Source organism: Streptomyces canus (assembly GCF_030815415.1).
Lineage (GTDB): Bacteria > Actinomycetota > Actinomycetes > Streptomycetales > Streptomycetaceae > Streptomyces > Streptomyces canus_F.
The window spans coordinates 8,650,817-8,664,456 of sequence record NZ_JAUSWW010000001.1; the positions used below are offsets into that span (position 1 = coordinate 8,650,817).

Genomic DNA, 13,640 nt, shown 5'->3' on the forward strand with positions numbered 1-13,640 from the left:
CGGCGCGCGGACGGGCCGCGCGGCACGGGGTTCGGGTCACGTCGTGCCTGGTCGGTGACGGGTCCGGTCCACCGGGACGGGCCACGCCTGACCAGGTCGGCGGAGGGCCCGAGGCCCGGGGACGGTCCGCTGCCCCGCACCGGAGCGGCGCACGGCCTCCGGCCCAAGCGGACCACAACTCCGCCACCGGATCGGTCGCGCGGCTCGCACCGCCCGGGCCGCCCAACCCGTCGCCGGACGGTGACGCGAGGGCGTGCACGCCCACCGAACGGCCAGGGAGCCGCGGCACCGGAGTACGACGGCTCCCGAGACCGGCCGGGCCGCGGTGTCAGCCGTGCCACGACCGCCACAGCGACGCGTACGCCCCGTCCGCCGCCACCAGCTCGTCATGGCTGCCCAGCTCGCTGATGCGGCCGTTCTCCACGACCGCGATGACATCCGCGTCATGGGCGGTGTGCAGACGGTGGGCGATGGCGACCACCGTGCGGCCGTCGAGGACACGGGCCAGGGACCGCTCCAGATGCCGGGCCGCGCGCGGGTCCAGCAGGGACGTCGCCTCGTCGAGGACCAGCGTGTGCGGGTCGGCCAGCACCAGACGGGCCAGCGCGATCTGCTGCGCCTGGGCCGGGGTGAGGGCCAGACCGCCCGAGCCGACCTCCGTGTCCAGCCCCTCGTCCAGGGCCCGCGCCCAGCCGTCCGCGTCGACGGCGCCCAGCGCCGCCCACAGTTCCGCCTCGACGGCGGAGGTACGGGCCAGGAGCAGGTTGTCGCGGAGCGAGCCCACGAAGACGTGGTGCTCCTGGTTCACCAGGGCCACGTGCGAGCGGACCCGCTCGGCCGGCATCCGGGACAGTTCCGCACCGCCCAGGGTGATCCGGCCGTCCCGGGGCGCGTAGATCCCCGCGAGCAGCCTGCCCAGGGTGGACTTGCCCGCCCCGGACGGGCCGACCAGCGCCAGCCGGGTGCCGGGGGCGACCTCCAGGGACACCTTGCGCAGCACGTCCACGCCCTCGAGATAGCCGAAGTGCACCCGGTCAGCGTGCACCTCGCGCCCGTCGGGACTCACCGAGTCGTCGCCGGCGTCCGGCTCGACGTCCCGGACACCGACCAGCCGGGCCAGCGACACCTGGGCCACCTGGAGCTCGTCGTACCAGCGCAGGATCAGCCCGACGGGGTCGACGAGCATCTGCGCGATCAGCGCACCGGTCGTCAGCTCACCGACGTCGATCCAGCCGTGCAGGACGAACACACCGCCGACCATCAGGACCGAGGAGAGGATCAGCACGTGGGTGACGTTGATGAACGGGAAGAGCACCGACCGCAGATACAGCGTGTAACGCTCCCACGCCGTCCACTCCTTGATCCGCTGCTCCGACAGTTCGACGCGACGCGCGCCGAGGCGATGTGCCTCGACGGTGTGCCCGGCGTCCACGGTCTCCGCGAGCGCGGCGGCGACGGCCGCGTACCCGGCGGCCTCCGAGCGGTAGGCGGACGGCGCCCGCTTGAAGTACCAGCGGCAGCCGACCACCAGCACCGGCAGGGCGAGCAGCACGGCGGCGGCCAGCGGCGGCGCGGTGACGACGAGCCCGCCGAGCAGCAGGACGACCCACACCACACCGATCGACAGCTGGGGCACGGCCTCGCGCATCGCATTGGCCAGCCGGTCGATGTCGGTCGTGATCCGGGACAGCAGATCCCCCGTCCCGGCCCGCTCCAGGACACCCGGCGGCAGCCCGACCGACCGCACGAGGAAGTCCTCGCGCAGGTCGGCCAGCATCCGCTCGCCGAGCATCGCGCCGCGCAGCCGTACCTGCTGCACGAACACGGCCTGGACGACGAGCGCGAGCACGAACAGCCCGGCGGTCAGCTCCAGATGAAGTTCACGAGCCTCTTCGGAGACCCGCTCCACGAGCCCGCCGAGAAGCCACGGCCCCACCATCGACGCCAGCACGGACACCGTGTTGACGGCGATCAGGCCCAGGAAGGCACGACGGTGCCGACGGAACAGTTCGGTCACGTACGCGCGCACGGTCGCGGAGCCACCGACGGGCAGGGTGTTCGCCGTCGTCGGGGCCGCCGGGTCGTACGCCGGTGGCGCCACGCCGATCATGCCGTCTCCTCGATCTCTTCCAGTACGCCCGTCAGGGCGTCGTCGTCGGTGGACTGGGTCTCGCGGGTCACGACCGCGCGGTACCGGGGTTCCTTGTGCACCAGTTCGCGGTGCACGCCCACGGCCACGACCTCGCCCTCGTGCACCAGCACGACCCGGTCCGCACGGTCCAGGAGCAGCGGCGACGAGGTGAAGACCACGGTCGTGCGGCCGGAGCGCAGGTTCCGGACGCCCTCGGCGATCCGGGCCTCGGTGTGCGAGTCGACGGCGGAGGTCGGCTCGTCCAGGACCAGTACCTCCGGGTCCGTGATCAGCGACCGGGCCAGGGCGAGCCGCTGGCGCTGGCCGCCCGACAGGGAGCGTCCGCGTTCGGTGATCCGGGCGTCCAACGGGTCCTCGGTGCCGAGCGAGCCCTGCACGAGCGCGGCGAGGACGTCGTCGCACTGCGCCGCCGTCAGCGCCTCCCTCGGGTCGATGTCACCCGAGGCGGGCACGTCGAGCAGCTCGCGCAGCGTGCCGGACAGCAGGACCGGGTCCTTGTCCTGGACGAGGACGGCGGTCCGCGCGACCGAGAGCGGCAGCTCGTCCAGCGGCACCCCGCCCAGCAGCACGGACGTCCCCTCCTCGGCGGGGTGGCCGCCGAGGCGTTCCGCCAGCAGTCCCGCCGCGTCCGGGTCGCCGCACACCACGGCGGTGAGCCGGCCGGACGGCGCGAGCACACCGGTCGCCGGGTCGTACAGGTCTCCGGACGGCGCGTCACCGGCCAGCGAACCCTCCTCGGACGTGGCGCGCTCCAGCGACAGCACCCGCGCGGCCCGGCGGGCCGAGGGGCGCGAGAAGGAGTACGCCATGGCGATCTCCTCGAAGTGCCGCAGCGGATAGGTGAGGATCATGACCGAGCTGTAGGTGGCGACGAGTTCACCGATGGTGATCCGGCCCTCGCGGGCCAGTCCGACGCCGTGCCAGACGACCGCGATCAGCAGCAGCCCCGGCAGCAGCACCTGGATCGCGGAGATCAGGGACCACATGCGGGCGCTGCGCACGGCGGCATGGCGCACCTCCTGCGAGGCGCTGCGGTAGCGGTCGAGGAAGAGCTCCTCGCCTCCGATGCCGCGCAGCACCCGCAGTCCGGCGACCGTGTCCGAGGCCAGCTCGGTGGCACGGCCCGCCTTCTCCCGCTGGAAGTCGGCGCGCCGGGTGGCGCGGGGCAGCAGCGGCAGTACGGCGACCGCCAGCACCGGCAGACCCACGGCGACCACGACGCCGAGCGCCGGCTGGTAGACCACCAGGCCCACGCAGACGATCACGACGGTGAGCGCCGCGGCGGTGAACCGGGAGACGGCCTCCACGAACCAGCCGATCTTCTCGATGTCACCCGTGGAGACGGCCACGACCTCACCGGCCGAGACCCGTCGGGTGAGCCCCGAGCCCAGCGAGGAGGCCTTGCGGGCCAGCAGCTGCTGGACGCGGGCGGCGGCGGTGATCCAGTTGGTGATGGCGGTGCGGTGCAGGAAGGTGTCGCCGATCGCGCTGCCGGCGCAGGCCAGTGCCAGCAGCCCGCCCGCGAGGGCGAGCCGGCTGCCGGACCGGTCGACGACGGCCTGTACGGCGAGTCCCACACAGAACGGCAGGGCGGAGACGGACACGAAGTGCACCAGTCCCCAGGCCAGGGACCTGAGTTGGCCGCCCAGCTGATTCCTGAAGAGCCACCACAGGAACCGGGGACCCGAGCGCGCGTCCGGCACACCCGGGTCGGGATACGGAAGGTCGTGAATCTGCATGACGGATGACGTCCCAGTGGCTCGTGTCAGGGGGGTGGGGGGACCGCGGACGGCGGTAGCAAACCGTGAAAGGTTCGCGTCATCGCGGGGTCGGAGGCAAACGGTTTTCCGGTCGGGCGGATGCGACCATGGCGGGGTGGCGAGCGATGGACGACGTGCGGTGGCCTGCGGGATCCTCCTGGCGGCCCTGGCCGCCTGCGCGAGCCCCCGGACCGAACCGGCGAAACCCGCGGCGAGACCTACGGCCGCCGCCCCCGCCGCAGCCCCCACCGGCGTCCCGGGCATCGGCGACCGCTTCCGGCACCGCATCCCCGACGACTCCCGCCAGATCGTCGCGGTCTACGGCGACGGCAGGAACTCGCCGGACTCCACGGTCGTTCTCTACACGAAGCACGGCTCCGCCTGGGAACGCACCCGCAGTTGGCCCGCGCACAACGGCAAGAAGGGCTGGACCACCGACCACCGCGAGGGCGACAAGCGCAGCCCTGTCGGCGTGTTCACCCTCACCGACGCGGGCGGCGTCCTGGAGAACCCCGGCTCGAAACTCCCCTACACCCGCTCCACCGCCTTCGCGGCCCCGCGCTGGTGGGCCGAGTCCCACTGGCACGACTTCGACTACGTCATCGCCATCGACTACAACCGGGTCAAGGGCACCCCGCCGAACGACCCCACCCGGCCCGGCGGCGACGCCAAGGGCGGCGGTATCTGGCTGCACATGGACCACGGCAGCGGTACGTCCGCCTGCGTCAGCCTGTCCAGATCGGCGATGCGGTACCTGCTGCGCACGCTCGACCGGGACCGGCATCCTGTGGTGGTGATGGGGGACAGGGACGGCCTGGCGAGCTAGTGCCGCGGCAGGCAACGTTTGCCCCGTCGCGACGCCCGGCACGCACTCTCGCCGCACCGGCCGAAAGCCCAAGTACGTCCAGTACGAGGGCTTCCGGCCGGCACGCCGAGAGCACGCACCGGACGCCGCTCCTTGACGGGCAAACGTTGCCTGCCGCGGCACTAGCACTCGCGGGGGAGGCGTCATTGCGGAAGGCACCCGACTCGCCGTAGAACACCGGCCATGAAGAGACGGATCATCATGTCCATGCTCGCCGGAGCGACCCTCCTGGCGAGCACCCTCCTCGGGGCGACCCCCGCCCAATCCACCGATGCGCACGTCCAGTCAAGCGGCAGGCCCACTCAATTCACCGACGTCCCCCCCGAGTTCGGCTCCGACTGGCACGACCCCATCACCGCCGCCCCACCCGTCACCAGACCCTCCGGCAGGTCCTGTGACGTCACGCTCGCCGAGGCGCAGTTCCGTGACTTCGCGCCGTACAAGGGCACTTACACCCCGCCCGAGGGCTGCGGCGACCGCTGGAGCAAGGTCGTGCTGCGGATGGACGGCAAGGTGAAGGGGCGTCAGTACGACCGGCTCGGCTATCTGCACGTCGGCGGGATCGAGATCTTCCGTACGTCGACCCCGCAGCCGTCGCCCGACGGGATCGAGTGGTCGGTCGAGAAGGACGTCACGCGCTACAGCGACACCTTCCGCTCCGGCCACGACGTCGAGATGCTCATCGGGAACGTCGTCGACGACACGTACACCGGCATCATCGACGTCAAGGTCACCCTGACGTTCTACGCCGGCCGCCCCGCCGCGACCCCCGACCGGGTCCTCACCCCGACCGACGGCACGATCACCACCCCGCGCAACAGCGAACGCATCGTCGCCGAGGTGTACGCCACCGGATCCGGCGGCGGCTGCGAGGAGTACTGGTATCTGACGGTGCCCGACGAGGCGCCGTACTCCTGCAAAGCGACGGGCGGCCCCTACCGCGAGGTGCAGATCAAGGTCGACGGCCGACTCGCCGGGATCGCCGCGCCGTTCCCGCACGTGTGGACCGGCGGCTGGTCCAACCCCTTCCTCTGGTACGTCGTTCCGGGACCGCGCGCCTTCGACGTCAAGCCGATCGAATACGACCTGACGCCGTTCGCCGGGATACTCAACGACGGCCGTCCCCACCGCATAGAGGTCGACGTCGTCGGCGTCCCCGAGGGACAGACCGGCTGGAGCGCCCCCGTGAACGTCCTGGTCTGGCAGGACGCGAAGAGCACGCGGGTCACCGGCAAGCTCACCACGCACACCGTCGGCGACCTCGCCGACTCCTCGACGTACGCCCCCGGTTCGGAGCACCGCCTGGACACCGAGGGTGCGCACCGGCTCACCGTCGCCGGATACGTCGACACCTCGCACGGCCGGGTGACCACCACGGTCCGGCGCGCGCTCAGCAACACGTCCACCCACCGCTGGACCGACGGCGAGAACGTCGACGCACTCCAGGCCACCTGGGCGGACGACGAGTCGGTCACCGTCGACGGACGGGGCCCCGCCCGCACCACGCGTACGCATCGGACGTACACCATGGACGGCACCACCACGCTCGGTGCGGACGACCGGCTGCGGACCGTGCTGACGCTCGGCGACCGGGCCGCGGTCACCGTCACGCGCCATGGCCGCCGAACAGCGTGGTCGCGGCTCGACGACACCTACACCGGCGATGCCACCTGGACCGTCAACGTCCCGCGCGACCAACGGCACGCGGTCGGCACGACGAGCGAGCGCTACCGGCTGTACGGACCGGAGGGCTGTTACGACCGCTCCCTGACCAGTGTTCAGGGGGTGCTCACCGAGGATCGCCGAGGCTGCTGAAGGCAGTTGTGTGCGATGCGTCACTCAGGGACGTGATTTACGCGGCGGAAACACGGCGGTCTTGCGGGAGATCAACGGCGCCTTCAAAGTGATCGCCACGGAAGCCGCTTTCCGTATCGCAGAAGTCCCCGACGTCCCCTCGGGGCCTCTGTGCAACGACGTCCCCCCAAGGAGTGCCCGTGCCGCCGTCCGTCCCGTCCCTGCCGCGACGCGTCGCACGCATACTGCGTACCTCACTCTTCGCCCAGGTCGCCGTCGCGCTGGTCCTCGGCATCGTTGTCGGAAAGCTCTGGCCCGACTTCGCCTCCGACCTCCAGCCGCTCGGCGACGGCTTCACCCGGCTCATCAAGACGATCATCTCGCCGCTCGTGTTCTGTGTGGTCGTCGTCGGTATCGCCAAGGCCGGTGACCTCAAGGCCTTCGGCCGGATCGGGCTCAAGGCCCTGATCTGGTTCGAGGTCGCGAGCACGCTGGCCCTGATCATCGGTCTCCTCGCGGCCAACCTCGTCCAGCCGGGCTCGGGGATGAACGTCGACCCGTCCACGCTGAACAGCGCGGCGGTCGACGCGAAGACCGGCGGCGGCTCGCTGCCCTCGACAACCGAGTTCATCGTCAACGCGATCCCCACCAGTTTCATCGGCGCCTTCGCCGAGAACGAGCTCCTCCAGGTGCTCATCCTGGCCTGTCTGGTGGGTGCCGCGCTGCTCCACCTCGGCCACACCAAGGTGCCGAAGGTGCTGCCCGCCATCGAGCAGGCCCAGGAGATCATCTTCGCGGTCGTCGGCTTCATCATGCGCCTCGCCCCGATCGCGGTGTTCGGCGCGATGGCCGTCCTGATCGGCCAGTACGGCCTCGGGGTCATCGAGACCTACGCCAAGCTGATCATCCTGTGCTACGCGGCCGCCGCGCTCTTCATCGCGCTGCTCGCCGTCGCCCTCAAGGCGGTCACCGGGCTCAGCCTCTGGAAGTTCCTGCGCTACATCCGTGAGGAGATGCTGCTCGCGCTCGGCACGGCGTCCACCGAGTCCGTCATGCCGCGTGTGATGCAGAAGCTGCGCAAGGCCGGCGCCCGCGACGACGCCGTCGGTCTGGTGCTGCCGACCGGCTACTCCTTCAACCTCGACGGCGCCTCGCTCTACCTCTCCATCGGCACGCTGTTCATCGCCCAGGCCGTGGGCGTCGACCTCAGCCTCGGCCAGCAGATCACCGTGGTGCTGGTGCTGATGCTGACCAGCAAGGGCATGGCGGGTATCCCCGGCTCGGCCTTCCTCGCCCTGTCCGCGACCGCCTCCTCGCTGGGCGCGATCCCGGCCGGTGCCGTCGCCCTGCTGCTGGGCGTGGACCGCATCATGGACTCGATGCGCGTCGTGACCAACCTGCTCGGCAACTGTGTCGCCGTCTTCGCGGTGTCCCGCTGGGAGGGCGCGCTGGACCTGGAGAAGGCCAAGAGGGTCCTGGACGCGGGGGAGGCCGACCCCGAGCCCGGCACTGACCCCGCCCTCGAGCCGGAAGAGGCCGAGAACCCGATCGCCGCGGTACCCACCCAGAAGGCCAAGGAGACAGCCTCCGAAGCCAGTTGACGGCAACTGAACGAAAAAGGAGGGCCGCGGCGACCAGCCGCGGCCCTCCTTTCATGCCCTCAACAGCGCTTCCCCGGCTCGGGCACGGCTCCGTCCACCAACGTGTCCAGCAACCCGCCCAGCACCTCGCGCTGCTCCTCCGTCAGCGGCGCCAGGATCTCGGCCGCCGCCGACCTCCGAGCCCCCCGCAGCTCGCGCAGCGCCTTGTGCCCGTCGTCCGTGAGCTCGATCCGGATGACCCGCCGGTTCGTCGGATCCGGCACCCGTCGTACCTTGCCGCTCGTCTCGAGACCGTCGACCAGCGACGTCACCGCGCGCGGCACGACCTCCAGACGCTCGGCCAGATCGGCCATGCGCGGCGGCGAGCCGTAGTGCGCGAGGGTGCGCAGCAACCGCGACTGGGCAGGAGTGACACCCAGGCCGCTCTGCTCGATGTGCCGCTTCTGGATCCGGTGCACGCGCCGCGTGAACCGCAGCAGCTGCTCGGCGAGCGGGCCGTCGGAATCGGGGGTGGTCATACGGGAACAATAACAGGACCATGTTCATTGTGAGTGTAGGTAACAATGAGCTAAGGTCCGTGAGTCCCTCACGACGAGTCTCCCGAAGGAGCCCATGCACCCCGACAACGAACCCGCCAGGCCGTCGCCCGGCGACTCCGAGGAACAGCCCCGCCAGGTGCGCCGCATCCTGAAGCTGTTCCGCCCCTACCGCAGCCGGCTGGCCGTGGTCGGCCTCCTGGTCGGCGCCGCGTCCCTGGTCTCGGTCGCCACTCCTTTCATGCTGAAGGAGACGCTGGACGTCGCGATCCCCGAGGGCCGCACCGGCCTGCTCAGTCTGCTCGCGCTCGGCATGATCCTCAGCGCCGTGCTGACCAGCGTCTTCGGCGTCCTGCAGACCCTGATCTCCACGACGGTCGGCCAGCGCGTCATGCACGACCTGCGCACCGCCGTCTACGACCGCCTCCAGCGCATGTCGCTCGCGTTCTTCACGCGCACCCGCACCGGCGAGGTCCAGTCCCGCATCGCCAACGACATCGGCGGCATGCAGGCGACCGTCACCTCCACCGCCACCTCGCTGGTCTCCAACGTCACGAGCGTGGTCGCCACGATCGTCGCGATGATCGCCCTCGACTGGCGCCTGACCGTGGTCTCCCTGCTTCTGCTGCCGGTGTTCGTGTGGATCAGCCGCCGCGTCGGCAACGAACGCAAGAAGATCACCACCCAGCGCCAGAAGCAGATGGCCGCGATGGCCGCCACGGTCACCGAATCCCTCTCGGTCAGCGGCATCCTCCTCGGCCGCACCATGGGCCGCTCCGACTCGCTCACCCAGTCGTTCTCGGACGAGTCCGAGCGCCTGGTCGACCTCGAAGTCCGCGCGAGCATGGCCGGCCGCTGGCGCATGGCCGTCATCACGATCGTCATGGCCGCGATGCCCGCCGTCATCTACTGGACCGCGGGCCTCGCCCTCCAGATGGGCGGCCCGGACGTCTCGATCGGCACGATCGTCGCCTTCGTCTCGCTCCAGCAGGGCCTGTTCCGCCCGGCGGTCAGCCTGCTCGGCACCGGCGTCCAGATCCAGGCCTCGCTCGCGCTCTTCCAGCGCATCTTCGAGTACCTCGACCTGCCGATGGACATCACCGAGCGGGAGCGCCCGGTCCACCTCGACACCATCAAGGGCGAGGTCCGCTTCGAGGACGTCGAGTTCGGATACGACGGCAAGAGCGCCCCCATCCTCGACGGCATCGACGTCACCGTCCCCGCGGGCGGCAGCCTCGCGGTCGTCGGCCCGACCGGCGCCGGAAAGTCGACGCTCGGCCACCTGGTCCCGCGGCTGTACGACGTGACGGGCGGCCGCGTCACCCTCGACGGGATCGACGTGCGCGACCTCGACTTCGACACGCTCGCCCGCGCGGTCGGCGTCGTCTCCCAGGAGACGTACCTCTTCCACGCCACCGTCGCCGACAACCTGCGCTTCGCCAAGCCCGACGCCACCGACGAGGAACTGCACGCGGCGGCGAGAGCGGCCCAGATCCACGAGCACATCGCCGGTCTGCCCGACGGCTACGACACGGTCGTCGGCGAGCGCGGCCACCGCTTCTCCGGTGGCGAGAAACAGCGCCTGGCCATCGCCCGGACGATCCTGCGCGACCCGCCGGTCCTGATCCTGGACGAGGCGACCAGCGCCCTGGACACCCGTACCGAAGCGGCCGTCCAGGACGCCATCGACGCCCTGTCCGCCAACCGCACCACGCTCACCATCGCGCACCGGCTGTCCACCGTCCGGAGCGCCGACCAGATCGTGGTCCTGGACTCCGGGAGCGTGGCCGAGCGCGGCACGCACGAGGAGCTGCTGGAGAAGGACGGACGGTACGCCGCCCTCGTACGCCGGGATGCTCAACTGGAACCGACAAGCTGAAGATATGCCGGGTTAGTAACGATATGGGGGTTACCGTGCCCGCATGTACCAGAACACTCCGTCACGGAGCTCGATTCGACTGACCCGCCGGGGCCGCCTCGCCCTCATCGCGACCGGGGCCGTCGTGGCCGGCACCGCCGTGGCGGTGCCGCTGCTGGGCCTGGACAGCGACAAGGACGCCAAGCCCACTTCGCTGGTGATCCCGGAGGGCTGGCGCGCGAGCCAGATCTACGACGCCGTCGACAAGGTCCTCGCCCGTCCGGCCGGCACCACCAAGAAGGCCCTCGCCAAGGCGAACCTGAAGCTGCCGACCGACGCCGAGGGCAATCCGGAGGGCTACCTCTTCCCGGCGACGTATCCGCTGAACGACAAGACCACGCCCGAGGCGCTGCTGACGTCCATGGCCGACACGGCCCACCAGAAGTTCAACGGCGCCCCGATCGCCGCCGGGGCCCAGCGCAACGCCATGAACGTCTACCAGGCCGTCACCATCGCGAGCATCGTCCAGGCCGAGGCCGCCACCAAGGCCGACATGGGCAAGGTGGCCCGGGTCATCTTCAACCGCCTCGAGCGCGGGATGCCCCTGCAGATGGACTCCACCATCAACTACGCGCTGGGCCGCTCCACGCTCAGGACGAGCGAGGCGGACACGCGGATCGACAGTCCTTACAACTCGTACCAGCGCATGGGCCTGCCCCCGACCCCGATCGACAACCCGGGCGAGGAGGCCGTGCGCGCGGCGATCACCCCGACGCCCGGTGACTGGCTGTACTTCGTCACGGTCAAGCCGGGCGACACCCGCTTCACGGCCGACTACCAGGAGCACCTGCGTAACGTGGCCGAGTTCAACGCCCAGCAGAAGAGCGGCGGTTCGTCCGCTTCGCAGCAGCCGCCGAAGTGACCCTGCGGGGCCTCAGGCGGCGACCGTCTCCCCTTCCAGCAGCCGCCTGATGTCCCGTACGGCCGCGCGGCCCGCCCGGTTGGCGCCGATGGTGCTGGCCGACGGGCCGTAACCGACGAGGTGGATACGGGGGTCGGCGACCGCGCGCGTCCCCTCGACGCGGATCCCGCCACCCGGCTCACGCAACTTCAGCGGCCTCAGATGATCGACGGCGGCCCGGAATCCGGTCGCCCACAGGATGACGTCGACGTCCGCACGCCGCCCGTCGTTCCACTCCACCCCGTCCGGAGTGATCCGGTCGAACATGGGCTGACGGTCCAGGACCCCGTCCTCGATGCCCTGCCGGATCGCGTCGTTGAGCGGCAGCCCGGTCACCGAGACCACACTCCTCGGCGGCAGCCCCTGCCGCACCCGTTCCTCGACGAGCGCCACAGCCTCCCGGCCGATCTCCTCGGTGAACGGGCCCTCACGGAAGACCGGCGGACGCCGCGTGACCCATGTGGTGGAGGCCGCGAACGGCGCGATCTCCAGCAGGTGCTGGGTGCCCGACGCGCCCCCGCCCACCACGAGGACCCGCTGCCCCGCGAACTCCTCGGGCCCCGGGTACTGCGCGGTGTGCAACTGCCGCCCCCGGAACGTCTCCTGGCCGGGATAGCGCGGCCAGAAGGGCCGGTCCCAGGTGCCGGTCGCGTTGATCAGCGCCCGAGTCGCCCACGTCCCGGCCGAGGTCTCCACCAGGAGGCGCCCGTCCGTGCCCTCCCGCACCGCGTGCGCATCGACGGGCCGCCGCACCCGCAGGTCGAAGGCGCGCTCGTAGCTGTCGAAGTACTCGGCGATCACATCGGAGGACGCGCGCGCGGGATCGGCGTCGGTGAGCTCCATGCCCGGCAGGGCGTGCATCCCGTGCACCTTGCCGTACGTCAGCGAGGGCCACCGGAACTGCCAGGCGCCGCCCGGGCCGGGGGAGTGGTCCAGGACGACGAAGTCGCGCTCGGGCTCGAAACCGGTCCGGCGCAGGTGATAGGCGCTGGACAGACCGGCCTGACCAGCGCCTATGACGACGACCTCGATGTTGTTCACATTTCTACCAACTGCGCCGGGGTCGCAGATCTTCCCGGCGGCCGGCCTACGACTTCTCGCCGCGCGCGGGGGTCGTGGACGGCGGCAGATCCGCGTTGAAGCGCGTGTCCACGTAGTCCGCGAAGTCGACCTTGTGCGGGATCAGCTTCAGCTCGGTGAAGGCGTCCGCGATCTCCTGCTCGGAGGCGATGAGCGGCTTGTCGACCGCGACCGAGATCCGGCTGGCGTTGGTGCGCTTCACCGACGCCAGCGCCACCTCGTACGGTAGGCCGGTGTCCTTCGCCCACACCTCGGCCCACTCCTTCTGATGGTCGTGGACCCACGCGGTCGCCCGGCGCAGCCGCTCCAGGTAGTCCCTGATCGCGGCGGCCTTCTTTTTGTCCCGCAGTGCGCTCGGCGCCGCCACCTGGAAGGTGAGGCCGTTGGTGACGCCGTCGCCGGTGGTGAGGACGCGGCCCTGCTTGCCCTCAAGGATCTGGGAGGTGTACGGGTCCCAGACCGCCCACGCGTCGACCTTGCCGGAGGTGAACGCGGCCAGCGCGTCGGCCGGCTGGAGGTACTTGACCTTGACGTCGCTCAGACTCAGACCGGCCTCCTTGAGGGAGGCGACCAACTGGTAGTTGGCGGAGGAACCCTGAGCCACGGCGACCGACCTGCCCTTGAGCTGCTCGGCCTTCGTCAGCTTCGAGTCGTTCGGTACGAGGATGGCGTCACCCTTGGACGTGCCGTGGAAGGCGGCCACGACCTTGATCCGGGAGCCGGCTCCGGCGGCGAACACCGGCGGGGTGTTGCCGACGCCGCCGATGTCTACGGCCTTGGCGTTGACGGCCTCCAGCAGGGGCGGGCCGGAGGTGAACGTCGACCACTTGATCTTGTAGTCGAGGTTCTTGAGTTCACCCGCGGCACGCAGGATCGCCTCCGAACCCCCCTTCTGGTCACCGACCTCGAGGGTGAGCGAGCCCTGGCCGTCGGTGCCGGTCCCCGTACCGGCGGTGGCGTTGCCGCCGCAGGCGGTGAGCAGGAGGGCGAGGGGGAGGAGCAGTGCGGCGGGGGCGAGGCGTCGTCGCATGGG

10 protein-coding genes are annotated in these 13,640 nt (G+C 70.8%); 5 read left to right on the forward strand and 5 right to left on the reverse strand.

The genetic code is table 11. The features are described 5' to 3' along the window. Positions 1-328 precede the first annotated feature (328 nt). Entirely contained in the window at positions 329-2,110 is a 1,782-nt protein-coding gene (locus QF037_RS40075; protein WP_307033912.1) for an ABC transporter ATP-binding protein, read from the reverse strand. After that, complete coding sequence (locus QF037_RS40080; protein WP_307033914.1) at positions 2,107-3,891, reverse strand: ABC transporter ATP-binding protein; 1,785 nt, start codon at positions 3,889-3,891, stop codon at positions 2,107-2,109. Before QF037_RS40080 ends, QF037_RS40075 begins: the two co-directional genes overlap by 4 nt. A 136-nt stretch (positions 3,892-4,027) precedes the next feature. On the opposite strand from QF037_RS40080, the gene QF037_RS40085 reads away from it, so the two are divergent. From QF037_RS40085 to QF037_RS40095, 3 genes are all read left to right on the forward strand, one after another. Beyond that, on the forward strand, positions 4,028-4,738 hold the full coding sequence (locus QF037_RS40085; RefSeq protein ID WP_307033916.1) for a L,D-transpeptidase family protein: 711 nt from the start codon (positions 4,028-4,030) through the stop codon (positions 4,736-4,738). Between the two features lie 222 nt (positions 4,739-4,960). Further along, entirely contained in the window at positions 4,961-6,592 is a 1,632-nt protein-coding gene (locus QF037_RS40090) for a peptide-N4-asparagine amidase (RefSeq protein ID WP_307033918.1), read from the forward strand. 179 nt (positions 6,593-6,771) lie between these two features. Continuing rightward, positions 6,772-8,172: a cation:dicarboxylate symporter family transporter gene (locus tag QF037_RS40095; protein ID WP_307033920.1), complete on the forward strand. Its 1,401-nt coding sequence runs from the start codon at positions 6,772-6,774 to the stop codon at positions 8,170-8,172. Between the two features lie 59 nt (positions 8,173-8,231). Here QF037_RS40095 and QF037_RS40100 read toward each other — a convergent pair whose 3' ends face one another. Further along, positions 8,232-8,690 carry a MarR family winged helix-turn-helix transcriptional regulator gene (locus QF037_RS40100; RefSeq protein ID WP_307033922.1) on the reverse strand — a complete coding sequence of 153 codons (459 nt, stop codon included), beginning with the start codon at positions 8,688-8,690 and terminating at the stop codon, positions 8,232-8,234. Positions 8,691-8,784: 94 nt separating this feature from the next. Here QF037_RS40100 and QF037_RS40105 point away from each other — a divergent pair, with 94 nt between their 5' ends. Together QF037_RS40105 and mltG are read left to right on the forward strand one after the other, a co-directional pair. Beyond that, complete coding sequence (locus QF037_RS40105; RefSeq protein WP_307033924.1) at positions 8,785-10,587, forward strand: ABC transporter ATP-binding protein; 1,803 nt, start codon at positions 8,785-8,787, stop codon at positions 10,585-10,587. Between the two features lie 43 nt (positions 10,588-10,630). Further along, positions 10,631-11,488, forward strand: a complete 858-nt coding sequence (gene mltG, locus QF037_RS40110) for an endolytic transglycosylase MltG (protein ID WP_307033926.1) — start codon at positions 10,631-10,633, stop codon at positions 11,486-11,488. Positions 11,489-11,500: 12 nt separating this feature from the next. On the opposite strand, the gene QF037_RS40115 is transcribed toward mltG, so the two are convergent. Continuing rightward, complete coding sequence (locus QF037_RS40115) at positions 11,501-12,568, reverse strand: NAD(P)-binding domain-containing protein (RefSeq protein ID WP_307033928.1); 1,068 nt, start codon at positions 12,566-12,568, stop codon at positions 11,501-11,503. Between the two features lie 46 nt (positions 12,569-12,614). Beyond that, positions 12,615-13,637 (reverse strand): ABC transporter substrate-binding protein, encoded by a 1,023-nt coding sequence (locus QF037_RS40120; protein WP_307033930.1) that lies wholly within the window; start codon positions 13,635-13,637, stop codon positions 12,615-12,617. Between the last annotated feature and the right edge of the window lie 3 nt (positions 13,638-13,640).

Excerpts from the sequence above, each read along its gene's own strand:
- QF037_RS40075 (WP_307033912.1), bottom strand. The coding sequence starts at position 2,110 with ATGATCGGCGTGGCGCCACCGGCGTACGACCCGGCGGCCCCGACGACG.
- QF037_RS40080 (WP_307033914.1), bottom strand. The coding sequence starts at position 3,891 with ATGCAGATTCACGACCTTCCGTATCCCGACCCGGGTGTGCCGGACGCG.
- QF037_RS40090 (WP_307033918.1), top strand. The coding sequence starts at position 4,961 with ATGAAGAGACGGATCATCATGTCCATGCTCGCCGGAGCGACCCTCCTG.
- QF037_RS40100 (WP_307033922.1), bottom strand. The coding sequence starts at position 8,690 with ATGACCACCCCCGATTCCGACGGCCCGCTCGCCGAGCAGCTGCTGCGG.
- QF037_RS40105 (WP_307033924.1), top strand. The coding sequence starts at position 8,785 with ATGCACCCCGACAACGAACCCGCCAGGCCGTCGCCCGGCGACTCCGAG.
- mltG (WP_307033926.1), top strand. The coding sequence starts at position 10,631 with ATGTACCAGAACACTCCGTCACGGAGCTCGATTCGACTGACCCGCCGG.
- QF037_RS40120 (WP_307033930.1), bottom strand. The coding sequence starts at position 13,637 with ATGCGACGACGCCTCGCCCCCGCCGCACTGCTCCTCCCCCTCGCCCTC.